The following is a 21,781-nucleotide window of genomic DNA, read 5'->3' on the forward strand; positions in this document are numbered from 1 at the left end:
CCAAAGCCTTCAAGGCCGCCGGCGCAGATTTGATCGACTGCTCTTCGGGCCAAGTCAGCAAGCAGGAAAAGCCGGTTTATGGACGCATGTTCCAAACCCCGTTTGCCGACCGAATCCGCCAAGAGGCTGACATTCCCACCATCGCCGTGGGCGCCATCAGCGAAGCCGACCATGTGAACTCCATCATCGCGGCCGGCCGCGCCGACCTCTGCGCCGTGGCACGCCCCCACCTGGCCAACCCGGCCTGGACCCTGAGCGAGGCCGCAAAGATCGGCTATCTGGGCGGCCCGGGTCTGGACTGGCCGCAGCAGTACCTCTCCGGCAAGACCCAGCTGGAGCGCGAGTTTGAGCGCCAGCGCGCTCAGGGCGGCGGTGCCGCCGCCGCTGAAGCTGCCAACAAGGCCCGGGGCGTATGAGCCAGCAGCGACATGCGGTGATCACCGGCGGCGGCAGCCGCATCGGCGCGGCCGTGGCGCGGCAGCTGCTGGACCAGGGACTGCGCGTCACGTTGATGGGTCGCAGCCTGGAGCGCCTGCGGGCGCAGCAGCAGGCACTGGGAGGCGAGGTGGGCATCCAGGCCTGCGATGTGGGCGATGAGGCCAGCGTGGCCACGGCTTTTGCGGCCGTGGGGCCGGTGGACATCCTGGTCAACAACGCCGGCCAGGTGGAGACCGCGCCCCTGGCCAGGACCTCGCTGGAGACCTGGCAGCGCCTCCTGAACGTGAACCTCACCGGCACCTTTTTGTGCAGCCGCGCGGTGCTGCCGGGCATGAGCGAACGCGGCTTCGGCCGCATCGTCAATGTGGCCAGCACCGCGGCACTCAAGGGCTATGCCTATGTGGCGGCCTATTGCGCGGCCAAGCATGGGGTGCTGGGCCTGACCCGCGCCCTGGCCCTGGAGACGGTGAAGAAGGGCATCACGGTCAATGCCGTCTGCCCCGGCTATACCGAGACCGAGATCGTGGCCCAGGCGGTGCAGACCATCATGGCCAAGACCGGCCGCACGGCCGAGGCCGCCCGCGCTGAGCTGGCCGCGGCCAATCCGCAGGGCCGCCTGATCCAGCCCGAGGAAGTGGCCGCCACCGTGGCCTGGCTGGTGGGCGAGGGCAGTGCCAGCATCACCGGCCAGGCGATTGCCGTGGCCGGTGGCGAGGTGATGTGAGGCCCGCCATGCTGGACGACGCCCTGCCCGAACCCGATCTGGAATCGCGCGTCAATGACCGCGATCACCAGGCCCTCAAGCTCTGGCTGCGCCTCCTGGCCTGCACCACGCGCATCGAGGACCAGCTCCGCCAGCGCCTGCGCGCCGACTTCGGCACCACTCTGCCGCGCTTTGACCTGCTGGCCCAGCTGGAGCGCCACCCCGATGGCCTGAGCATGCGCGAGCTCTCGCAGCGCCTGATGGTGACCGGCGGCAATGTGACCGGCATCACCGACCAGCTGGAGGCCGAAGGCCTGGTGCAGCGCGAGCCGCACCCCAGCGACAGGCGCAGCTTCACGGTCAAGCTCACGGCGGCCGGCCGGCGCCAGTTCAAGCGCATGGCGGCCACGCACGAGGGCTGGATCGTCGAGCTGATGGCCGGCTGGGACAAGGAACAGAAAAGCCAGGTCTACGAGCTGCTGGCCGGCTTGAAGACGCATCTGGCCGAAACCACAAGGAAGTAAGAGCGCCATGGACCAACATCTGATCAAGGGCAATCGTCAAAGCCTGGCCGACTACCGGCCCCAGCATTTCCTGTGGGAGCAGCGCGGCGCCGTGGGCCTGATCACCCTGAACCGCCCGGAGCGCAAGAACCCGCTGACCTTTGAGTCTTATGCCGAGCTGCGCGATCTATTCCGCACTCTGAGCTATGTGGACGAGGTGCGCGCCATCGTGCTGCAGGGTGCGGGCGGCAACTTCTGCTCGGGTGGCGATGTGCACGAGATCATCGGCCCGCTCACCAAGATGAGCATGCCCGATCTGCTGGCCTTCACCCGCATGACCGGTGATCTGGTCAAGGCCATGCGCGCCTGCCCCCAGCCCATCATCGCGGCGCTGGACGGTGTCTGCGCCGGCGCCGGTGCCATCATGGCCATGGCCTCGGACCTGCGCGTGGGCACGGCCCGCAGCAAGACGGCCTTTCTCTTCACCCGCGTGGGCCTGGCCGGCTGCGATATGGGCGCCTGCGCCATCCTGCCGCGCATCGTGGGCCAGGGGCGCGCCTCGGACCTGCTTTACAGCGGCCGCAGCCTGGGCGGCGAAGAGGGCTATCAGTGGGGCTTTTTGAACCGCCTGCTGGAGCCCGAGCAGCTGCTGGAAAACGCCCTGAGCTGGGCCGGCGAGATTGCCAGCGGCCCCAGCTTCGGTCACGCCATGACCAAGAAGATGCTGCACCAGGAATGGGCCATGGGCGTGGACGAGGCCATCGAGTCCGAGGCCCAGGCCCAGGCCATCTGCATGATGACCCAGGACTTCCACCGCGCCTACCACGCCTTCGTGGCCAAGCAGCGGCCCGAGTTCAAGGGAGACTGAGATGCATCTCAAGCACCTGGACTGGCCCTTCTTCGAGCCGCGGCACCGCGAGCTGGCGGCTTCGCTGGACGCTTGGTGCGCAGCTTATCTGGGGCCTGCGCATGGCGAGGATGTGGATGCCGAATGCCGCAGCCTGGTCAGGGCGCTGGGGGAGGGCGGCTGGCTGCAGCATGCGGTGGCCGCGGGCGAGGGCCAGGCCATCGACACCCGCGCCATCTGCCTGCTGCGCGAAACCCTGGCGCGCTACAACGGCCTGGCCGATTTCGCCTTTGCCATGCAAGGCCTGGGCTCGGGCGCCATCTCCCTGCAGGGCACGCCGGCCCAGCGGGCGCGCTATCTGCCGCGTGTGGCGCGCGGCGAGGCTCTGGCGGCCTTTGCCCTGTCCGAGCCCGAGGCGGGGTCGGACGTGGCGGCCATGCAGTGCAGCGCGGTCGTCGATGGCGACGACTACATCCTCAACGGCGAGAAGACCTGGATCTCCAACGGGGGCATCGCGGACTTCTATGTGCTGTTTGCGCGCACTGGCGAAGCGCCGGGAGCCAGAGGTATCAGCGCCTTCATTGTGGATGCCGGCCTGCCCGGCTTCGAGATTGCCGAGCGCATCGAGGTGATCGCGCCGCACCCGCTGGCGCGCCTGAAGTTCAGCAACTGCCGCGTGCCGCGCAGCCAGATGATCGGCGCGCCGGGCGAGGGCTTCAAGGTGGCCATGCGCACCCTGGATGTGTTCCGCACCTCGGTGGCCGCCGCGGCCCTGGGTTTTGCGCGCCGGGCCCTGGAGGAGGGGCTGCGCCAATCGCGCGAGCGCGCCATGTTTGGCGCGACTCTTGCTGATCTGCCCCTGACCCAGGCCAAGCTGGCCGATATGGCCTGTGGCGTGGACAGCTCGGCCCTGCTCGTCTATCGCGCGGCCTGGCAGCGCGACCAGGGCCAGACCATCACCCGCGAGGCCGCCATGGCCAAGCTGATGGCCACCGAGAACGCACAGCGCGTGATCGACGCCGCGGTGCAGCTGCACGGCGGACGCGGCGTGCGGCGCGGCGAGGTGGTGGAGTCGCTCTACCGGGAGATCCGCGCGCTGCGGATCTACGAGGGCGCCAGTGAAGTCCAGCAGTTGATCATCGGTCGAGACCTTTTGAAGAACGGCTAAAGCGCTATGAGCACCACCGCCCACCTGGATACCTTTGCAAGAGATCGCCTCCCTCCCAAAGACCAGTGGCCGGAGCTGCTGTTCGAGCTGACCAGCCTGCAGTTTCCCGAGCGCCTGAACTGCGCCGAGGCCTTGCTGGACCGCTGGGTGCGTGAAGGGCAGGGCGAGCGTCTGTGCATGGAGGGCGCGGGCGGCCTGCGCTGGAGCTATGCCGATCTGCAGGCCCAGGCCAACCGCATCGCCCGGGTGCTGGTGGAGGATCTGGGCGTGGTCAGCGGCAACCGGGTGCTGCTGCGCGGTGCCAACACGCCCATGATGGCGGCCTGCTGGTTCGCCATCATGAAGGTGGGCGCGATTGCCGTGGCCACCATGCCTCTGCTGCGGGCCAAGGAGCTGGTGCAGGTGGTCCAGAAGGCCGAGGTCAGCCATGCCCTGTGCGACGAGCGCCTGGCCGAGGAGCTGCAGCTGGCCCAGGCCCAGTGCTCCACGCTGAAGCAGGTGCTGCACTACGGTGGCGCGGGCGCGCTGGAGGCGCGGGCAGCGGCCAAGCCGACGGACTTCACCAATGTGGATACCGCGGCCGAGGACTGCTGCATCATCGCCTTCACCTCGGGCACCACGGGCCAGCCCAAGGGCACCATGCATTTCCACCGCGATGTGCTGGCCATCTGCCAGTGCTGGCCGGTGCACTGCCTGCGCGCGCGGCCCGAGGACAAGTTCATCGGCAGCCCGCCCCTCGCCTTCACCTTCGGCCTGGGTGGTCTGGTGCTCTTTCCCATGAGCATTGGCGCCTCCACCGTGCTGCTGGAGAAGGCCTCGCCCGAGGCCTTGCTGCCGGCCATCGCCCAGTACCGCGCCACCATCTGCTTTACCGCCCCCACGGCCTACCGCGCCATGGCGGCCCAGGTGGGCAGCCATGATCTGTCCAGCCTGCGCCAATGCGTGAGCGCCGGCGAGGCCCTGCCGGCCGCCACCCGCGCGCTCTGGAAGGAGGCCACGGGCATCGAGCTGATCGACGGCATCGGCGCCACCGAGCTGCTGCATATCTTCATCTCCCACACCGAGGCCGAGGCCCGCCCCGGTGCCACCGGCCGTCCCGTGCCCGGCTACCGGGCCTGCATCCTGGACGACGAGGGCCGGGTCTTGCCACCCGGCCAGGTGGGACGCCTGGCGGTGAAGGGCCCCACCGGCTGTCGCTACCTGGCCGATGAGCGCCAGGGCCGCTATGTGCAGGGCGGCTGGAACCTGACGGGCGACGCCTATCTGATGGACGAGCAGGGCTACTTCGTCTACCAGGCTCGCACCGACGACATGATCATCTCCGGCGGCTACAACATCGCCGGCCCCGAGGTGGAGAGCGCCCTGCTGCTGCATCCCAAGGTGGCTGAATGTGCGGTGGTCGGCGCCCGCGACCCGGAGCGCGGCGAGATCGTCAAGGCCGTTGTGGTGCTGCGCGAGGGGGTGGGGCAAGACCCGGCCCTGATCAAAGAGTTGCAGGACTTCGTCAAGGCCAGCATTGCGCCCTACAAGTACCCGCGTGCGATAGAGTTCCGCGCCAGCCTGCCGCGCACCGAAACCGGCAAGCTGCAACGTTTCCGTCTGCGTCAAGAAGCCCTATAACCGGAGAGAACGACGATGAGCAAGAAGACGACGAATGCTGTGCTGTGTGCGGCCCTGCTGCTGGGTCTGGGTGCCGGGGCCAGCACGGCTTGGGCGGCCGACAAGGTCAAGATCGGTCTGCTGTCCACCCTCTCCGGCCCCGGCGCCGGCCTGGGCGTGGACATCCGCGATGGCTTCAATCTCGCGCTCAAGCATGCGGGTGGCAAGTTTGGCGGCCTGCCGGTCGAGTTGATCGTGGCCGACGATCAACAGAATCCCGACGTCGCCAAGCAGACGGCCGATCGCCTGCTCAAGCGCGACAAGGTCGACGTCATGAGCGGCATCGTGTTCTCCAACATCATGCTGGCCGTGGGGCCCAGCGTGTTCGCGGCCCAGGTGCCCTATGTGTCGGCCAACGCCGGCCCCTCGCAGTACGCCGGGGAGCAGTGCAACCCCTACTTTTTCAATGTGGCCTGGCAAAACGACAACCTGCACGAGGCGGTTGGCAAGACCGTGATGGACAAGGGCTTCAAGAAGGTGGTGCTGCTGGCGCCCAACTATCCCGCCGGCAAGGACGCCATCAACGGCTTCAAGCGCTTCTACAAGGGCGCGGTGGCGGACGAGATCTACACCAAGCTCGGCCAGCTGGACTACTCGGCCGAGCTGGCCCAGGCCCGCGCCGCCAAGCCGGATGCCATGTACATCTTCCTGCCCGGGGGCATGGGCATCAACTTCATCAAGCAGTTCGTGGGCGCCGGCCTCTCCAAGGACATCACGCTCTTCGGCCCCGGCTTCTCGGCCGATGAGGACGTGATCAAGGCCGTGGGCGAGCCCATGCTGGGCATGTTCAACAGCTCGCACTGGGCGCACGATATGGACAATGCCGCGAACAAGAAGTTCGTGGCGGACTTCCAGAAGGAATACGGCCGCCTGCCCTCGCTCTACGCCTCCCAGGGCTATGACGCGGCGCAGTCGATCGCGGCCGCGGTGCGAGACGTGAAGGGCAATGTCGATGATCGCGCCGCGGTACTCAAGGCCCTGAAGGCCGCCAAGTTCGATTCGGTGCGCGGCCCCTTCAAGTACAACAACAACCAGTACCCGGTGCAGGACTACTACCTGCGCGTCATCACCAAGGACAGCCAGGGCCGTGTCACCAACAAGACCCTGGGCAAGATCTTCAGCAATCACGCGGATGCCTACGCAGCCTCGTGCAAGATGAAGAGCTGAGTCTTAAGCCATGGACTGGATTCTGGTGGCCGAGCAGGCCCTCAACGGCCTGCAGTTCGGGCTCATGCTCTTCTTGCTGGCCGCCGGGCTGACCCTGGTGTTCGGCATCATGGACATGATCAATCTGGCCCATGGCTCGCTCTATATGGTGGGGGCCTATCTGGCGGCGGCGGTGGCCGCGGCCAGCGGCTCCTTCCTGCTGGCGGTGCTGGCGGCCCTGGTGGGCACGGCGGCTTTCGGCATGCTGCTGGAGGTGGCCCTGCTGCGCCGGCTCTATCAGCGTGACCACCTGAGCCAGGTGCTGGCCACCTTCGCCCTGATCCTGATGATCAATGAGGGCACGCGCATGATCTGGGGCTCGCAGCCGGTGATGCTGAACCTGCCCGCCGCCCTGTCCGGTCCGGTGGAACTGGTGCCGGGTCTCTACTACCCGGCCTACCGCCTGCTGATCATCGGCGTAGGGCTGGCCGTGGCCTTGCTGCTCTACCTGCTGGTGACCCGCACCCGCTGGGGCATGTGGGTGCGCGCCGGGGCCTCCAACCGCGCCATGGCCACGGCCATGGGTGTGAACATCCGCTGGCTGTTCACGGCGGTGTTCGGCTTTGGCGCCGCCCTGTGCGCCCTGGCCGGCTCCCTGCTGGGGCCGTTGCTGGCGGTGCAGGTGGGCATGGGGGAGAGCATCCTGATCCTGGCCGTTGTGGTGATCGTGATCGGCGGCATCGGTTCCATCCGTGGCGCCCTGGTCGGCGCGCTGCTGGTGGGCCTGGTGGACACCAGCAGCCGCACCCTGCTGCCGGCTTTGCTGCGCCAGCTGGCCTCGCCCGAGGTGGCCTCCAATCTGGGGCCGGCCCTGGCCTCCATCCTGATCTATGTGCTGATGGCGGCCGTGCTCTTCTGGAAGCCCCAGGGCCTGTTCCCCGCCCGAGGATGAGGACCATGCGTACAAGCCTTCTGCATCACCACGGCGCCGGACGCTGGATCTGGCCCCTGCTGTCCCTGCTGGCGGCCCTGCCGCCTCTGCTGGGCGCCTTCGGCCTGGAGTTCTATGTGGGCGTGGCCACGCGGGTGCTGATCTTTGCCATTGCCGCCTCCAGCCTGAATCTGATCCTGGGCTTCGGCGGCCTGGTGAGCTTTGGCCATGCGGCCTTTGTGGGCCTGGGCGCCTACACCGTGGGCATCCTGATGGACGCCGGTGTCACTTCCGCCTGGATTGCCTGGCCGGCAGCCATGCTGGTGGCAGGTCTTGCGGCGGCGCTGATCGGCGCCATCAGCCTGCGCACGCGGGGGGTGTACTTCATCATGATCACCCTGGCCTTTGCGCAGATGTTTTACTACCTCATGGTCTCGCTCAAGGCCTATGGGGGCGAGGATGGCCTGCCCCTGGCTGCACGTTCGAGCCTTGCGGGCCTGAATCTGGCCGATGACGCCAGCTTCTACTGGGTGGTGCTGCTGCTCTTTGCCGCGGTCCTGCTGGGCATGCAGCGCCTCTTGAACTCGCCTTTCGGCTGGCTGCTGCAGGGGGCCAAGGAGAACGAGACCCGCATCGGGGCCGTGGGCGGGCGAGTCTTTGAGCTGCAGTGGCAGGCTTTCGTGCTGGCGGGCGCCATCGCCGGCCTCGCGGGCGCCTTGCTGGCCAATCTGAATGGGCTGGTGACGCCGCACATCATGCATTGGTCGCAGTCGGGCCAGCTGATGGTGATGGTCATCATCGGCGGAGCGGGCTCGCTGTGGGGCGGTGCACTGGGTGCCGCCACCTTCTTGCTGCTGGAGGAGCTGCTGGCCGGCTACACCCTGCACTGGCAGCTGGCCCTGGGCGTGCTGCTGCTGGGCGTGGTGCTGTTCGCGCCGCGCGGCCTGGCCGGCCTGAGCTTCAAGCGCGGAGTCAAGCACCATGGCTGAGTCTCAAGCCCTGCTGCGGGTGCAGCATCTGGTCAAACGCTTCGGCGCCCTGGCCGCCACGGACGACGCCAGCTTCGAGGTGGCGCGCGGCGAGGTCCATGCCCTGATCGGCCCCAATGGTGCAGGCAAGACCACGCTGATCCACCAGATCTCGGGCGCCCTGGCGCCGGATGCGGGCCAGATTGTCTTTGAGGGGCAAGACCTGACCCGTCAGCCCATGGCCCGGCGCGTGCAGGCGGGTCTGGTGCGCAGCTACCAGATCACCAGCATCTTCAAGCGCTTCTCGGTGCTCGACAACCTCGCCCTGGCCCTGCAGGCGCGCCGGCCCGGCCGGCCCTCCTGTTGGCGCAGCGCCCTGCGTGATGAGGCCGTCTACGCCCAGGCCCAGGCGTTGCTGGCGCGCATCGGCCTGGCCAGCCAGGCGGATCGCGTGGCCGGCAGCCTGGCCCATGGCGAGCAGCGCCAGCTGGAGGTGGGACTGGCCCTGGCCGCCCAGCCTCGCCTGCTGCTGCTGGACGAACCCATGGCGGGCATGGGGCCCGATGAGTCGGAGCGCATGGTGGCCCTGCTGCACTCGCTCAAGGCCGAGGGCTTGACCCTCTTGCTGGTGGAGCACGATATGGACGCGGTCTTCCGCCTGGCCGATCGCATCTCCACCCTGGTCTTCGGCCGCGTGATCGCCAGCGACACGCCCCAGGCCATCCGCGAGCACCCCGAGGTGCGCAAGGCCTATCTGGGCGAGGACGAGGAACTGGAGGCCGCACTGTGAGTCTGCTCGAGGTATCGGGGCTGGAAGCCTGCTACGGCCGCAGCCAGGTGCTGTTCGGCCTGGACCTGCGGGTGGAACAGGGTCAGGTCGTGACCCTGCTGGGCCGCAATGGCATGGGCAAGAGCAGCACGCTCAAATGCCTGACGGGCTGGATGGCCCCCAGCGGCGGCCGCATCCGCTTTGCCGGCGAGGACGTGACGGGCTGGGGTGCCGATCGCATCGCGCGCCTGGGTCTGGCCATCGTGCCCGAGGGGCGCCAGGTCTTCCCCAATCTCTCGGTGCGCGAGCATCTGGAGGCCTTTGCCGCCAACCGCAGCGGCTCGCGCGAGCCCTGGGATGTGGAGCGCGTCTTCGTGCTCTTCCCACGCCTGCGGGAGCGCAGCAGCAATATGGGCAACCAGCTCTCGGGCGGTGAGCAGCAGATGCTGGCCATAGGCCGGGCCTTGGTGACCAATCCGCGTCTGATGATTCTGGACGAGGCCACCGAGGGCCTGGCCCCGCTGATCCGCGAGGAGATCTGGTGCTGCCTGGCCACCCTGCGCGCCGCGGGCCAGACCATTCTGGTTGTGGACAAGTATGTGAAGCGCCTGATACGCCTGGCCGACCAGCACAGCATCCTGGAACGTGGCCGCGTGGTCTGGCAGGGCGATTCGGCGGCCCTGGATGCCGACCATGGCCTCTGGCATCGCTATCTGGGGGTCTGAGCCCATGAGCAAGGACAGGATTGTTTTCGAACGCCAGGAGCTGGTTCGCTTCGGCCACTGCGACCCGGCGGGCATTGTTTTCTATCCGCGCTATTTCGAGATGCTCAATGCGCTGATCGAGGACTGGCTCACCCATGGGCTGAGCGTGGACTATGCGCAGCTGCTGGGTCCGCGCCGTGTGGGTCTGCCCACGGTGGAGCTGAAGAGCGAGTTCAAGGCCATCAGCCGCATGGGCGATGTGCTGCGCCAGACCATCGCCATCGAGAAGCTGGGACGCAGCTCCCTGGCGCTGCGGGTGGTGTTCGAGGGCAGTGACGGCCCGCGGGTGCGCTTTGCCCAGGTGCTGGTCTGCACCTCGCTGGAGACCCACAAGGCCCAGCCCTTTCCCGATGATTTGCGCGCCGCCCTGGAACGCGCTGTAGGAGACGAGCCATGAACACCAACAAGCAGATTCTTCAGCCCGCCGGCTGGGCGCCGCCGCGCGGCTATGCCAATGGCGTGGCCGCCAGCGGGCGCCAGATCTATGTGGCCGGTCAGATCGGCTGGAATGCGCAGTGCCAGTTCGAGAGCGACGATTTTGTCGATCAGGTACGCCAGACCCTGCTGAACATCAAGGCCGTGCTGGCCGAAGCCGGTGCCGGCCCCGAGCACATCACGCGCATGACCTGGTACCTGATCGACAAGCGCGAGTACATCGCCCGCGGCCGCGAGGTGGGCGCGGCTTATCGCGAGGTGCTGGGTACCGAGTACGGCATTGCGATGAGCGCGGTGCAGGTGGGCGGCCTGATGGAAGATCGGGCCAAGGTGGAGATCGAAGTGACCGCCGTGCTGCCCTGAACCGGCACGGCTTTGGCCCGTTTAGTAGCGCTCTGCGCGTAGCACGCTCACATTGCTGAAGTACATCACCACGCTGTAATCCTCCGCGTACTTGGCCAGTACCGCGTCGGCGATCGCATCGGCGACGGACGGCTCGCAGATCACCTTGATCTCGATGGTGCGGTTGGCCTCCCAGTCGCCGTCGCGCTCCCCTTCCGGAAAAGCGCCTCGCACCTCGCTGATGGTCCAGACATGGGCCTGGTGGCGCTTGAGCTCGGCCAGCAGACGCGGCTCCAGCGCGGCCTCGGCCACCAGGGTCAGCTTGGTCTTGGGGTGGTGCTTGTTGTTCATCGCGTGAAGTGCGGAGCGAGGTGCAGGTACAGCGGAATGCCCACCAGCAGATTGAAGGGGAAGGTGACGCCCAGGGCGCAGGCGATGGCCAGCCCGGTATTGGCCTGGGGGACCGCCACGCGCAGCGCGGCCGGCGCCGCGATATAGCTGGCACTGGCCGCCAGTGTGGCGAGCAGGGCCACGCCGCCGACTTGCAGTCCCAGCAGCATGCCCAAGGTCGCCCCGGCCAGGGCCAGCAGCGGTGGTAGGGCGCAGCCAAGGAGCACGAGCTTGATGCCATGGCGCTTGAGCGCCCCGAGCTGGCCGCCCGCCACCAGGCCCAGCTCCAGCAGGAACAGGGCCAGCACGCCTTTGAAGGGGTCGATGAACACCGCCTTGATGGGCGCCACGCCCGCGTCTCCCGCCACCGCACCGATGAGCAAGCCGCCCATCAGCAGCAAGACACTCTTGCCCAGCAGCACCTCGTGGGCCAGCAGATCCCAGCGGATGCGGCCACTGCCGGTATCCGCGCGCTTGAGTGCCAGGCGGGCCAGCACGATGCCCACCACCAGACCCGGCGCCTCCATCACTGCCACCCACAGGGCGGCGTGTGATTCATAAGGCAGGCCGGCGCGCTGCACCGCGGTCAGGGCCACGGCGAAGGTCACGACGCGGACCGAGCCGTAGTGCGCAGCCAGGCCGGCGGCATCCACGGGCTTGAGCCCGGCCAGGCGCAGCAGCGGCGTGACGGCCAGAGGGACCAGGGCGCCCAGAATCATCACGCCCAGCACCTGGGGCAGCAGGTCCATCAGGGGTTGCCGGCTCAGCTCCAACCCGCCTTTGAGGCCTATGGCCAGCAGCAGATAGATGGTGAGGGTTTCGTACAGGGCTTCCGGCAGGCGCAGATCACTCTTGACCACGCGCGCGAAAACCCCAAGGGCAAAAAAGAGGACAACGACGTCGAGCATGGGCGTGGATTGTCGCAAAGCCGTCGGGCTTTTCGAGCCGCGCTGCCTGAGCGCGTTTCGGGACTTGCCGCCTCGGTGTGTGCCGACGCTCCTCAGTCACGGCGGCGAGCCGCCAGAAAGGCCTCCCGAAGACCCGCAGCGGAGTCGCGCCGCCAGGCCGCGAACACATGGCTGCGGTCCATGGTTTCGGCCAGGGGCTTGAACACCGCGCCCTGGATGCCGGCCTCACGAAAGGCCGCGGGCACGATGGACACGCCGAGGCCTCGCGCCACCAGGGACACGACCGAGAGCCAGTGCCGTCCCTCATGCTGCAGACGGGGGTAGAAGCCCTGCTGGCGGCACATCTCCAGGATGCGGGCGTGATAGTCCGGTGAGCCGCGGCGCGAGAACAGGATGAAGGGCTGGTCGCTCAGGCTGGACAGGGTGAGCCGCCGCTTCTGCGCGGCCGCATGGCTGGCAGGCAGGCAGGCCATGAAGGGCTCGTCGTAGAGGGGGCAACTGGCCAGGCTGGGCGGCAGTCGATCGCTGTGCAGCAGGGCCAGGTCCAGCTCTTCCTGCAGCAAGGCCTGGATCTGGTCCTGGGAGTTGAGCTCCACGACGACCACCTCCACCCTCGGGTGTGAGGCTTGGAAGGCCGTCAGCCAATCCGGCAGCCCATGAAACAGGGTGGACCCCACAAAGCCCAGGCGCAGCCGGCCGATCTCGCCGGCCTCTACCTCACGGGCCTGGGAGCAGGCCTCCTCGAAACGTCCCAGGAGCGACTGGGCGCTGGCTTGAAAGGCCAGCCCCGCTGGCGTGAGGCGCACGCCCTTGCTGTCGCGGTCCAGCAGGCGTGCACCCACGGCCGACTCCAGCTGCTGCAGGGCGACCGAGAGCGGTGGCTGAGACATGGCCAGCCGCTGGGCGGCGCGGCCGAAGTGCAGCTCCTCGGCCAGGGCCAGGAAGTAGCGCAGATGGCGCAGTTCCACGCGCTTGAGATCCACGGCGGCAGGGGTGGAGAGGGTCATACTCTGTGCCTATTGTTGAATGGCTTATTCGTATTGGACACGAATGGCTGCACGCGGAATACTGGCGCTCATCAAGCCGGAGTCCGCTCGCGCCCGGCGCATGACATTCACGCAGGAGACTTTCACCATGGCCAGCAACAAGGCACGATTTCAATGGGACGATCCGCTGCTGCTGGAGCAGCAGCTCAGCGAGGACGAGCGTGCGGTGCGCGATGCGGCCCGCGCCTATTGCCAGGACCGCCTGGCCCCGCGTGTGCTGGAGGCCTTCCGTCATGAGAAGACCGATGCCGCCATCTTTCGCGAGATGGGCGAGCTGGGCCTGCTGGGCCCGACCATTCCCGAGCAGTACGGCGGCGCCGGCCTGAACTATGTGTGCTACGGCCTGATCGCCCGCGAGGTGGAGCGCGTGGACTCGGGCTACCGCTCCATGATGAGCGTGCAGAGCTCCCTGGTGATGGTGCCCATCAATGAGTTCGGCAGCGAGGCCACCAAGCAGAAGTACCTGCCCAAGCTGGCCAGCGGCGAGTGGATTGGCTGCTTCGGCCTGACCGAGCCCAACCACGGCTCCGACCCCGGCTCCATGATCACCCGCGCCCGCAAGGTGGACGGCGGTTACGAGCTCAGCGGCGCCAAGATGTGGATCACCAACAGCCCCATCGCCGATGTCTTCGTGGTCTGGGCCAAGGATGACGGCGGCCAGATCCGCGGCTTTGTGCTGGAGAAGGGCTGGAAGGGCCTGTCCGCCCCGGCCATCCATGGCAAGGTGGGTCTGCGCGCCTCCATCACCGGCGAGATCGTGATGGACAAGGTCTTCTGCCCCGAGGAGAACGCCTTCCCCGAGGTGCGCGGCCTGAAAGGCCCCTTCACCTGCCTGAACAGCGCCCGCTACGGCATTGCCTGGGGCGCCCTGGGCGCGGCCGAGTTCTGCTGGCACACCGCGCGTCAGTACACCATGGACCGCCAGCAGTTCGGCAAGCCCCTGGCTGCCAACCAGCTGATCCAGAAGAAGCTGGCCGATATGCAGACCGAGATCACCCTGGGCCTGCAGGGCTGTCTGCGCCTGGGTCGCATGAAGGACGAGGGCACGGCCGCGGTGGAGATCACCTCCATCATGAAGCGCAACAGCTGCGGCAAGGCCCTGGACATTGCCCGCATGGCGCGCGACATGCTGGGCGGCAATGGCATCAGCGACGAGTTCGGCATTGCCCGCCATCTGGTGAACCTGGAGGTGGTCAACACCTACGAGGGCACGCACGACATCCATGCCCTGATCCTGGGCCGTGCGCAGACCGGCATCGCCGCTTTCTGAGCGCGAGCGGGGCGGTCCGGGCCGGCGGCCGCTTTAGCGCGCCGCCGGAGCGTTCACCAGGATCTTGGCCGCCTCGATGCGCTGGGCCAGGGGCGCGCTGGCGTCATTCATCACCTGCAGCAGGAACTGCCGGGGGTCTTCGATGCGGCCCGTGCTGGCAGCGCCGGCGCTAGTGGCCGCTGGGGCCGACGCCGCCGCTGAGGCCGGTGTATCCGATGCCGCCGCTGGCGCCAGCTGGGCCAGGGCTGCGGCAAAGGCCTCGGGCTTGATCGAGACCAGGGGCTTGAGCAGATCGGCCTGGCCATCGTCGCTGGGCGGCATGTCCAGCCAGGGCGTGTCGGCGAACACCGGGGCCAGGTCCGCCGCCACAAAGGCCGACCAATGGCCTTCACCGCCGACTTGCTCCGCCGGCACCCGGGCCGCGTGGTGCGGGCCTGCAGCTTCGGCCTGGGGCAGCAGCTCCAGGCGTTGAGCGCTCAGATCGGCCAGATAGCGGCGCTGCAGACCTTGCAAAAAGCGCTGAGCCTGATCCAGGTCCACCGCCTGGGCCAGTGAGAACCAGAGTTGGATGGCATCGCGCCCCGAGACGGCGATGGCGGGCGCGGGCAGGTCCAGGTCTTGCTGTACGTCGTTCCAGACCTGGCCCAGCCGGCTCCAGTCAGCCGGGGCGTGCAGGGCCAGCACCAGGGCCCGGCTGCACCCTTGGGGGCTCAGCAGGCTGTCAACGTCGTGCAGATACAGGCGGGAGAATTCGGCGGTCAGTCGGCTCATGGCGATGCGGCAGGAGAGACATCACTGTAGCGGCGCCGCGACCGTGGTCGCGCGGGCTTTCAGTTCAGCGCCGTGGCGCTCACACCCTTGTCGGCGCTGAGGTCGGCGCGGCGCGCGCCGGTGAAGCGCTTGGCCCAGTAGGCATCGCGCATGTCTTCCACGCGCACCTTGCCACCGGCCCGCGGAGAGTGGATGAACTTGCCGTCGCCCACGTAGATGCCCACATGGGAGAAGGTGCGGCGCATGGTGTTGAAGAACACCAGATCGCCCGGCTTGAGCTCGTCCTTCTTGATGGGCAGCAGGCTGGAGAGCTTGGCCTGTTCATCGGCGCGGCGCGGCAGCACCAGCCCCACGCTCATCTCGAAGATATGGCGGGTGAAGCCCGAGCAATCGAAGCCGCTTTCGGCGGAGTTGCCACCCCGCTTGTAGGGGACGCCCAGGAAGTTCATGGACGAGAGCACGAGCTCCGAGGCCTTGTCCCGCACCTGGCCCAGCAGGCCCTCGTTGGCTGCCTGTCCCAGGATGCCGCGCTCGATCAGGAAGCGGCTGACCACATCACTGGCGGGCTGGGCACTACTTTGGGAGGCTGCCGCCTGGGCGGGCAGGGCGGCCGTCGGCAGCTGCTGAGCCCGGGCCGAACCTGCGGCCAGCGCGCACGACAGCAGCAGACCCCAGGCCAGAGTCAGGCCTTGCAGTCGGTGTCGGGGGGCGGCAGAAGGGGCGGCGCGGCTGGCGTCGAACATGGTGGTCGGCGCGCAGCTTAGGCGGGAGCTAAGCGGACGGTCAAGCGATATGGTCGGGCCTTGCGGGTAAGTCCCCAGGCCTCTGGCGAGGTTTAGGTACAAACCCGATTGGAACACAGAACTGCCTGAAAACCCCCTGTGCAGGGGCTTGAGCTGGCGCAAACATCAGCCGTGATGGCCACGGATCGTGATGTAGATCTCGTTTGGGTCAGGCTGCCGTCAGTGCAACTGCCTGAAATATGAAACCGGGCTGTAACTACAAAACCCAGGAGACGGCGCGATGACGAATCAGGTTCGGGACCCCTATCAAGACTTTCATGAGCGTTCGCTGCGCGATCGCGATGCCTTCTGGACCGAGCAGGCCGCGCTGATCGACTGGCAGCAGCCTTTCGAGCAGGTCTGCGACACCAGTCGCCCGCCTTTTGCGCGCTGGTTCGTGGGCGGGCGCACCAATCTGTGCCACAACGCGGTGGACCGTCATGCGGCCAGCCGCCCCGAGGATAGGGCCCTGATCTGGGTCTCCACCGAGGTGGAGCAGGAGCGCGTCTACAGCTTTGCCCAGTTGCAGCGCGAGGTGGAGCGCATGGCGGCCATCCTGCAGGCTCAAGGCGTGGGGCAGGGCGACCGGGTGCTGATCTATATGCCCATGATTCCCGAGGCCGCCTTCGCCATGCTGGCCTGCGCACGCATAGGCGCCATCCACTCGGTGGTGTTCGGCGGCTTTGCCAGCGTGTCCCTGGCCAGCCGCATCGAGGATGCCAGCCCTAAGCTCATCGTCAGCGCCGATGCCGGCAGCCGCGGTGGCAAGGTCGTGCCCTACAAGCATCTGCTGGACGAGGCCATCTCGATTGCGGCGCACAAGCCCGCGGCCGTGCTGATGGTGGACCGCGGCCTGGCGCCCATGAGCCGGGTGGCCGGACGGGACCTGGACTACGCGGCCCTGCGCGAGCAGTATCGGGACGCCCAGGTGCCCTGCGCCTGGCTGCCGGCCGAACACCCCAGCTACACGCTCTACACCAGTGGCACCACGGGCAAGCCCAAGGGCGTGCAGCGCGACACCGGCGGCTATGCCGTGGCCCTGGCGGCCAGCATGCAGCACATCTTCTGCGGCCGGCCCGGTGAGACCTATTTCAGCACCAGCGATATCGGCTGGGTGGTGGGCCACAGCTACATCATCTACGGTCCTCTGCTGGCCGGCATGGCCACGCTGATGTTCGAGGGTCTGCCCACCCGGCCCGATGCCGGCATCTGGTGGCAGCTGGTGGAGAAGTACCGGGTCACGGTGATGTTCAGCGCGCCCACAGCGGTGCGCGTGCTCAAGAAGCAGGATCCGGCCTATTTGACGAAGTACGACCTGTCCTCGCTGCGCGCGCTCTTCCTGGCCGGTGAGCCGCTGGATGAGCCCACCTCGCGCTGGATCTGCGAGGGTCTGGGCAAGCCGGTGATCGACAACTACTGGCAGACCGAGACCGGCTGGCCGATCCTGACCGTGGCCCATGGCGTGGCGCCCACGCCCACGCGCTTTGGCTCGCCGGGCCGGGCCATGTACGGCTATGACGTGCGCCTGCTGGACGAGAACACCGGCGAGGAGCTGCGCGAGCCCAACACGAAGGGCGTGCTGACCATTGCCTACCCCCTCCCGCCCGGCTGCCTGCAGACCGTGTGGGGCGACGACGAGCGCTATGTGAAGACCTACTGGTCCAGCATCCCGGGCCAGCAGGTCTATTCCACCTTTGACTGGGGTCTGCGCGATGCGGACGGCTACTACTTCATCCTGGGCCGTACCGATGATGTGATCAATGTGGCCGGTCACCGCCTGGGCACGCGGGAGATCGAGGAGAGCATTGCCAGCCATCCCAATGTGGCCGAGGTGGCCGTGGTCGGCGTGGCTGATGCGCTCAAGGGCCAGGTGGCCATGGCTTTTGCCGTGCTCAAGAATCCGGCCGTGGACGCGCTGCAGGAAGAGGGCGCCATCATGAAGCAGGTGGACCAGCAGCTGGGCGCCGTGGCGCGGCCGGCGCGGGTGCGCTTCGTGAACGTGCTGCCCAAGACCCGCTCGGGCAAGCTCTTGCGCCGGGCCATCCAGGCCGTGTGCGAGGGCCGCGATCCGGGCGACCTGACCACCATCGAGGACCCCAGCGCCCTGCAGCAGATCCGCGAACTGGTGGCGAACTGAGGCCTTGTCGCACTTCGCTCCCTTGCTTTGGCCGTCCGTCGCAAGGCGGGCGTGCCTGCGATAGGCCCGGCGCCACAATCGCCGCGCGTGCCGCAGCCTCGCGGCAAGGAGCATAAGAGCATGAAGATGAAGATGCATGGCCGCTTGCTGCTGGGCGGCCTGGTGGCGCTGGGCGCGTCGCAAGCCCTGGCAGGTGGGCCGGCCCCGGCAGCCCTCCCCATCTACCAGAGCGCCCCCGCCATCAAGGCCGCCTGCGACAAGGGCTTGCTGGCCGCGCAGCAGCGCTTGAAGGTGCTGGAGCGGCGCAAGGTCGATGCCTCCTGGTTGGCGGCCTTCGATGACTTCTATGCCTTCCAGGAAGACACCCAGTACCCCCTGGACTTCATGCTGCATGTGCATCCGAACAAGGCGGTTCGCGAGGCCGCGCAGGCCTGCTCCTTGCGCTGGGCAGATTTCTCGTCCAGCTTCAGCCAGAACGAGAAGCTCTACAAGGCGCTCAAGCGGGCGCCAACAGCCGACGCCATCGACCGCGAACTGGTGATTGCCGCCCGGGCCGCCTTCGAGGATGGGGGTGTGGCCTTGCCGCCGAGCCAGCGCCAGCGCGCCAAACAGCTGTCGGATCAGCTGAGCGAGCTGAACCAGCAGTTCGACAAGAACATCCAAGATGCCGGCATCAAGCTGGCATTTGCCGAGGCGGAACTCAAGGGTGTGCCCGCTGCGGTATGGGAGAAGGCGCCGCGCGATGAGCAAGGGCGTGTGGTGCTGGGTGTGGACTATCCCAGCTATGTGCCCGTGATGCAGAGCGCGGAGCTGGAGGCCACGCGCGAGCGCATGTGGCGCGCCAAGGTGAACGAGGGGGGCGAGGCCAATCTGCAACTGCTGGACCAGATCGCCGCCAAGCGGCGCGAGTACGCCGGCCTGTTCGGCTTCAGCAACTACGCTGACTTCAATCTGCGTCGCCGCATGGCCAAGGACGGCGCCACCGCCCTACGCTTCCTGGACGATGTGAAGAGTGCGGTGGTGGAGGGCGAGCGCAGCGATGTGCGAGCCCTGCGCCAGGCCAAGGCCGAGCATCTGGGGCTGGCGCCCGAGGCGGTCACGGTGCAGCGCTGGGATGCGAGCTTCTACACCGAGCGCATCCGCAAGCAGCGTTTCAGCGTGGATCAGGAGGCCTTCCGCCAGTACTTTCCGCCGCAGGAAAGCCTGGCCTTCACCCTGCGCGTGATCGAGAAGATGATGGGCGTGCGCTACACCCCGGTGAAGGTGCAGACCTGGCACCCCGAGGTGCTGAGCTATGCCGTGAGCGATGCTGCCAGCGGCACGAGCCTGGGCCTGCTCTATGTGGATCTGTACCCGCGCGAGGGCAAGTACAACCATGCCGCGGTCTGGCCACTGCGCAGCAGCGCCACCCGCATCCAGCGAACGCCCACGGCGGCCCTGGTGGTCAACTTCGACCGTCAAGGCCTGACCCTGGACGAGATGGAAACCCTGCTGCACGAGCTGGGCCATGCGGTGCACAACAACCTCTCGGCCACCCGTTACGCGGCACAGGGCGGCACCTCGGTGATGCATGACTTTGTCGAGGCACCCTCGCAGATGCTGGAAGACTGGGTCTATGACAAGCAGGTGCTCAAGCTGATGCAGGAGGTCTGCCCCAGCTGCAAGCCGGTACCTGACGCCCTGATCGACCAGGCCGTGGCCGCCAAGGGCTTTGCCAAGGGCAGCTTCTATGGCCGTCAGCACCTGTATGCCAGCTACGACCTGGCGCTCTACGGCAGCGAGCTGCAGCAGGCCTTGCCGCTGTGGGTCCGCATGGAAGGCGCCACGCCCCTGGGCTATGTGCCGGGCACCATGTTCCCGGCGGGCTTCGCGCATATTGCGGGCGGCTATGGCGCGGGCTACTACGGCTATCTCTGGAGCTTGGTGCTGGCCATGGATCTGCGCACGGCCTTTCAGAATGGCAACAAGCTGAACCCCGAGGTGGGCAAGCGCTATCGCGATATCGTGCTGGGCAATGGCGGCCAGAAGCCTGCGCCCGAGCTGGTGCGTGAGTTCCTGCAGCGCGACAGCAACTCCAAGGCCTTCTTCGAGGAGCTGCGCAAGCCCTGAGCCTATCTGGAGCCTGCGCATAGCGCCCGCCCGGCCCCGGCCCGGCGGGCTTTTTTGTGGGCGAGCCCAGGGGCGAACGCGATACTTGCGCCATGTCCCAGACCGACTCCGAGCGCCCCGAGCTCGACGCTGCCACGCGCCGCTACCTGCCCTGGGTGGTGGCCCTGGCCTTCTTCATGCAGACCCTGGATGTCACCATCCTGAACACCGCCTTGCCGGGCATGGCGCGTGATCTGGGGGTAGACCCGCTGCGCATGCAGTCTGCCATCGTGGCCTATTTGCTGACGGTGGCCATGCTGATTCCGGCCTCGGGCTGGCTGGCCGACCGCTTCGGCACGCGCACCGTCTTTCTGTGGGCCATCGCCCTGTTCAGCGGCGGCTCCCTGGCCTGCGCGCTCTCGCCCTCGCTGCCTGCCCTGGTGGCGGCCCGGGTGCTGCAGGGCGTGGGCGGGGCTCTGCTGGTGCCGGTGGGGCGGCTCACGGTGCTGCGCGCCTTTCCCAAGGATGAGTTCCTGCCGGTCATGACCTTCATTGCTCTGCCGGGCTTGCTGGGGCCTCTGCTGGGGCCAGCTCTGGGTGGTTTTCTGACCGAGTACGCCAGCTGGCACTGGATTTTTTTGATCAATCTGCCGGTAGGCCTGCTGGGTTTGCTGGCCAGCCTGCGCTACATGCCCCAGCTGCGCGCCAGCGCGCCGCGGCGCTTTGATGGCAGCGGTTTTGTGCTTTTCAGCGCCGGCTTGGTGCTGCTGTCCCTGGCCTTGCAGGGCCTGGGCGAGCATGTGATCGGCACCGCCATCGGCCTGGTGCTGCTGGTGGCGGGTCTGGCATGCATGATGGCCTACTGGCTGCATGCAGCGCGCGCGCCCGAGCCCCTGTTCGAGCGTGCGCTGTTCAGCATCCCCACCTACCGCATCGGTCTGATTGGCAATGTCTTCGCCCGCCTGGGCAGCGGGGCCACGCCCTTTCTCACGCCGCTCCTTCTGCAGCTGGGTCTGGGCTACACGCCCAGTGCCGCGGGCCTGATGATGGTGCCCACGGTGGTCGGGGCCATGGCCAGCAAGACCGTGGCCATACGCCTGATACGTGCCTGGGGCTACCGCCGCGTGCTCGTGCTCAACACCGTGCTGCTGGGCGCCTTGATCGCCAGCTTTGCCCTGGTGCCGGTCGGCGGTCCGGTCTGGGCCCTGGCCCTGCACCTGGCCTTGTTCGGTATGGTCAACAGCCTGCAGTTCACCGCCATGAACACCCTGACCCTGGGTGATCTGGACGCGCGCACCGCCAGCAGCGGCAACAGCCTGCTCTCGGTGGTGATGCAGCTCTCCATGAGTCTCGGCGTGGCCACGTCCAGCGCCCTGCTGCTGCTGTTCTCGGGCGGGGCCGGGGTGGGGCCGGGGCACCAGGCGGGCGCGGCCCTGATGCCGGCCTTTCGCGGCACCTATCTGGCGATTGGCGTGATGGCCGTGCTGGCGGCCTTCATCTTCGCGCAGCTGCGCGCGCACGAGGGCTCGGCCGAGGCCGGCGAGAGCCTGCAGGACTGAGGGCCCAGGCCAGACCCGGGCTCAGGCGCCCCGGCGCCAGTCGCTCTCCAGAAAGCGCAGCACGCTGTCCTCGTGGTTGGGGCCTATCACCTGGCGCGCCGCCTGCTTGACCGCCTCGATCGCATTGCCCATGGCGATGCCGCGGTGCGCGGCCCGC

At 67.6% G+C, this 21,781-nt stretch carries 22 protein-coding genes and 1 pseudogene; 17 read left to right on the top strand and 6 right to left on the bottom strand.

What is annotated here, in order from left to right:
• From ACK5F2_RS12220 to ACK5F2_RS12280, 13 genes and pseudogenes are all read left to right on the top strand, one after another.
• A pseudogene (locus ACK5F2_RS12220) lies at positions 1-416 on the top strand (bifunctional salicylyl-CoA 5-hydroxylase/oxidoreductase); the annotation flags it as partial.
• Entirely contained in the window at positions 413-1,162 is a 750-nt protein-coding gene (locus tag ACK5F2_RS12225) for an SDR family NAD(P)-dependent oxidoreductase (RefSeq protein ID WP_409864967.1), read from the top strand. The pseudogene ACK5F2_RS12220 and the gene ACK5F2_RS12225, both read left to right, overlap by 4 nt.
• Before the next feature lie 8 nt (positions 1,163-1,170).
• The gene (locus tag ACK5F2_RS12230) at positions 1,171-1,665 is read left to right on the top strand and encodes a MarR family winged helix-turn-helix transcriptional regulator (protein WP_409864970.1); all 495 of its coding nucleotides are present in this window, start codon (positions 1,171-1,173) and stop codon (positions 1,663-1,665) included.
• Positions 1,666-1,672: 7 nt separating this feature from the next.
• Positions 1,673-2,512 carry an enoyl-CoA hydratase family protein gene (locus ACK5F2_RS12235; protein ID WP_409864973.1) on the top strand — a complete coding sequence of 280 codons (840 nt, stop codon included), beginning with the start codon at positions 1,673-1,675 and terminating at the stop codon, positions 2,510-2,512.
• Position 2,513: 1 nt separating this feature from the next.
• A complete protein-coding gene (locus ACK5F2_RS12240; RefSeq protein WP_409864975.1) occupies positions 2,514-3,659 on the top strand; it encodes an acyl-CoA dehydrogenase family protein in 1,146 nt (381 codons plus the stop codon).
• 6 nt (positions 3,660-3,665) lie between these two features.
• Entirely contained in the window at positions 3,666-5,279 is a 1,614-nt protein-coding gene (locus ACK5F2_RS12245) for an AMP-binding protein (RefSeq protein ID WP_409864978.1), read from the top strand.
• Between the two features lie 15 nt (positions 5,280-5,294).
• Positions 5,295-6,485 (top strand): ABC transporter substrate-binding protein, encoded by a 1,191-nt coding sequence (locus ACK5F2_RS12250; protein WP_409864981.1) that lies wholly within the window; start codon positions 5,295-5,297, stop codon positions 6,483-6,485.
• Positions 6,486-6,495: 10 nt separating this feature from the next.
• Entirely contained in the window at positions 6,496-7,416 is a 921-nt protein-coding gene (locus ACK5F2_RS12255; protein ID WP_409864984.1) for a branched-chain amino acid ABC transporter permease, read from the top strand.
• A 5-nt stretch (positions 7,417-7,421) separates the two neighbouring features.
• Positions 7,422-8,384 (top strand): branched-chain amino acid ABC transporter permease, encoded by a 963-nt coding sequence (locus tag ACK5F2_RS12260; RefSeq protein WP_409864986.1) that lies wholly within the window; start codon positions 7,422-7,424, stop codon positions 8,382-8,384.
• Complete coding sequence (locus tag ACK5F2_RS12265; protein WP_409864989.1) at positions 8,377-9,153, top strand: ABC transporter ATP-binding protein; 777 nt, start codon at positions 8,377-8,379, stop codon at positions 9,151-9,153. The genes ACK5F2_RS12260 and ACK5F2_RS12265 overlap by 8 nt, the downstream gene beginning before the upstream one ends.
• Positions 9,154-9,155: 2 nt before the next feature.
• Positions 9,156-9,857, top strand: coding sequence for an ABC transporter ATP-binding protein (locus tag ACK5F2_RS12270; protein ID WP_409865016.1), 702 nt, complete (start codon positions 9,156-9,158; stop codon positions 9,855-9,857).
• Positions 9,858-9,861: 4 nt separating this feature from the next.
• On the top strand, positions 9,862-10,293 hold the full coding sequence (locus tag ACK5F2_RS12275) for an acyl-CoA thioesterase (protein WP_409864991.1): 432 nt from the start codon (positions 9,862-9,864) through the stop codon (positions 10,291-10,293).
• Complete coding sequence (locus ACK5F2_RS12280; protein ID WP_409864993.1) at positions 10,290-10,694, top strand: RidA family protein; 405 nt, start codon at positions 10,290-10,292, stop codon at positions 10,692-10,694. Before ACK5F2_RS12275 ends, ACK5F2_RS12280 begins: the two co-directional genes overlap by 4 nt.
• Before the next feature lie 21 nt (positions 10,695-10,715).
• Here the strand turns inward: ACK5F2_RS12280 and ACK5F2_RS12285 are convergent, their stop codons facing one another.
• The 3 genes from ACK5F2_RS12285 to ACK5F2_RS12295 all read right to left on the bottom strand — a co-directional run bounded on the left by ACK5F2_RS12285 (position 10,716) and on the right by ACK5F2_RS12295 (position 12,978).
• Complete coding sequence (locus ACK5F2_RS12285) at positions 10,716-11,024, bottom strand: P-II family nitrogen regulator (RefSeq protein ID WP_409864996.1); 309 nt, start codon at positions 11,022-11,024, stop codon at positions 10,716-10,718.
• A complete protein-coding gene (locus ACK5F2_RS12290; RefSeq protein WP_409864999.1) occupies positions 11,021-11,971 on the bottom strand; it encodes a sodium-dependent bicarbonate transport family permease in 951 nt (316 codons plus the stop codon). Before ACK5F2_RS12290 ends, ACK5F2_RS12285 begins: the two co-directional genes overlap by 4 nt.
• A gap of 92 nt (positions 11,972-12,063) precedes the next feature.
• The gene (locus tag ACK5F2_RS12295) at positions 12,064-12,978 is read right to left on the bottom strand and encodes a LysR family transcriptional regulator (protein ID WP_409865001.1); all 915 of its coding nucleotides are present in this window, start codon (positions 12,976-12,978) and stop codon (positions 12,064-12,066) included.
• 127 nt (positions 12,979-13,105) lie between these two features.
• Between ACK5F2_RS12295 and ACK5F2_RS12300 the strand changes: the two genes are divergently transcribed.
• Positions 13,106-14,287, top strand: a complete 1,182-nt coding sequence (locus tag ACK5F2_RS12300; RefSeq protein WP_133604081.1) for an acyl-CoA dehydrogenase — start codon at positions 13,106-13,108, stop codon at positions 14,285-14,287.
• Between the two features lie 33 nt (positions 14,288-14,320).
• Here the strand turns inward: ACK5F2_RS12300 and ACK5F2_RS12305 are convergent, their stop codons facing one another.
• Both ACK5F2_RS12305 and ACK5F2_RS12310 read right to left on the bottom strand, forming a co-directional pair.
• Positions 14,321-15,058 carry a hypothetical protein gene (locus ACK5F2_RS12305; protein ID WP_409865004.1) on the bottom strand — a complete coding sequence of 246 codons (738 nt, stop codon included), beginning with the start codon at positions 15,056-15,058 and terminating at the stop codon, positions 14,321-14,323.
• Positions 15,059-15,117: 59 nt separating this feature from the next.
• Positions 15,118-15,801, bottom strand: coding sequence for a C40 family peptidase (locus ACK5F2_RS12310; RefSeq protein WP_409865007.1), 684 nt, complete (start codon positions 15,799-15,801; stop codon positions 15,118-15,120).
• 280 nt (positions 15,802-16,081) lie between these two features.
• On the opposite strand from ACK5F2_RS12310, the gene ACK5F2_RS12315 reads away from it, so the two are divergent.
• From ACK5F2_RS12315 to mdtD, 3 genes are all read left to right on the top strand, one after another.
• Positions 16,082-17,977 (top strand): propionate--CoA ligase, encoded by a 1,896-nt coding sequence (locus ACK5F2_RS12315; RefSeq protein WP_409865009.1) that lies wholly within the window; start codon positions 16,082-16,084, stop codon positions 17,975-17,977.
• Positions 17,978-18,097: 120 nt separating this feature from the next.
• Positions 18,098-20,086, top strand: a complete 1,989-nt coding sequence (locus tag ACK5F2_RS12320) for a M3 family metallopeptidase (RefSeq protein ID WP_409865011.1) — start codon at positions 18,098-18,100, stop codon at positions 20,084-20,086.
• 92 nt (positions 20,087-20,178) lie between these two features.
• Positions 20,179-21,624 carry a multidrug transporter subunit MdtD gene (gene mdtD, locus ACK5F2_RS12325; protein WP_409865014.1) on the top strand — a complete coding sequence of 482 codons (1,446 nt, stop codon included), beginning with the start codon at positions 20,179-20,181 and terminating at the stop codon, positions 21,622-21,624.
• A 21-nt stretch (positions 21,625-21,645) separates the two neighbouring features.
• Here mdtD and ACK5F2_RS12330 read toward each other — a convergent pair.
• The coding region (locus ACK5F2_RS12330; RefSeq protein ID WP_409865018.1) for an HAD family hydrolase at positions 21,646-21,781 on the bottom strand (136 nt) is incomplete at its 5' end.

The organism is Roseateles sp. (genome assembly GCF_046300915.1).
Classification (GTDB): Bacteria; Pseudomonadota; Gammaproteobacteria; order Burkholderiales; family Burkholderiaceae_C; genus Kinneretia.

Excerpts from the sequence above, each read along its gene's own strand:
- ACK5F2_RS12225 (WP_409864967.1), top strand. The coding sequence starts at position 413 with ATGAGCCAGCAGCGACATGCGGTGATCACCGGCGGCGGCAGCCGCATC.
- ACK5F2_RS12230 (WP_409864970.1), top strand. The coding sequence starts at position 1,171 with ATGCTGGACGACGCCCTGCCCGAACCCGATCTGGAATCGCGCGTCAAT.
- ACK5F2_RS12235 (WP_409864973.1), top strand. The coding sequence starts at position 1,673 with ATGGACCAACATCTGATCAAGGGCAATCGTCAAAGCCTGGCCGACTAC.
- ACK5F2_RS12240 (WP_409864975.1), top strand. The coding sequence starts at position 2,514 with ATGCATCTCAAGCACCTGGACTGGCCCTTCTTCGAGCCGCGGCACCGC.
- ACK5F2_RS12245 (WP_409864978.1), top strand. The coding sequence starts at position 3,666 with ATGAGCACCACCGCCCACCTGGATACCTTTGCAAGAGATCGCCTCCCT.
- ACK5F2_RS12250 (WP_409864981.1), top strand. The coding sequence starts at position 5,295 with ATGAGCAAGAAGACGACGAATGCTGTGCTGTGTGCGGCCCTGCTGCTG.
- ACK5F2_RS12255 (WP_409864984.1), top strand. The coding sequence starts at position 6,496 with ATGGACTGGATTCTGGTGGCCGAGCAGGCCCTCAACGGCCTGCAGTTC.
- ACK5F2_RS12260 (WP_409864986.1), top strand. The coding sequence starts at position 7,422 with ATGCGTACAAGCCTTCTGCATCACCACGGCGCCGGACGCTGGATCTGG.
- ACK5F2_RS12265 (WP_409864989.1), top strand. The coding sequence starts at position 8,377 with ATGGCTGAGTCTCAAGCCCTGCTGCGGGTGCAGCATCTGGTCAAACGC.
- ACK5F2_RS12275 (WP_409864991.1), top strand. The coding sequence starts at position 9,862 with ATGAGCAAGGACAGGATTGTTTTCGAACGCCAGGAGCTGGTTCGCTTC.
- ACK5F2_RS12280 (WP_409864993.1), top strand. The coding sequence starts at position 10,290 with ATGAACACCAACAAGCAGATTCTTCAGCCCGCCGGCTGGGCGCCGCCG.
- ACK5F2_RS12285 (WP_409864996.1), bottom strand. The coding sequence starts at position 11,024 with ATGAACAACAAGCACCACCCCAAGACCAAGCTGACCCTGGTGGCCGAG.
- ACK5F2_RS12290 (WP_409864999.1), bottom strand. The coding sequence starts at position 11,971 with ATGCTCGACGTCGTTGTCCTCTTTTTTGCCCTTGGGGTTTTCGCGCGC.
- ACK5F2_RS12295 (WP_409865001.1), bottom strand. The coding sequence starts at position 12,978 with ATGACCCTCTCCACCCCTGCCGCCGTGGATCTCAAGCGCGTGGAACTG.
- ACK5F2_RS12300 (WP_133604081.1), top strand. The coding sequence starts at position 13,106 with ATGGCCAGCAACAAGGCACGATTTCAATGGGACGATCCGCTGCTGCTG.
- ACK5F2_RS12305 (WP_409865004.1), bottom strand. The coding sequence starts at position 15,058 with ATGAGCCGACTGACCGCCGAATTCTCCCGCCTGTATCTGCACGACGTT.
- ACK5F2_RS12310 (WP_409865007.1), bottom strand. The coding sequence starts at position 15,801 with ATGTTCGACGCCAGCCGCGCCGCCCCTTCTGCCGCCCCCCGACACCGA.
- ACK5F2_RS12315 (WP_409865009.1), top strand. The coding sequence starts at position 16,082 with ATGACGAATCAGGTTCGGGACCCCTATCAAGACTTTCATGAGCGTTCG.
- ACK5F2_RS12320 (WP_409865011.1), top strand. The coding sequence starts at position 18,098 with ATGAAGATGAAGATGCATGGCCGCTTGCTGCTGGGCGGCCTGGTGGCG.
- mdtD (WP_409865014.1), top strand. The coding sequence starts at position 20,179 with ATGTCCCAGACCGACTCCGAGCGCCCCGAGCTCGACGCTGCCACGCGC.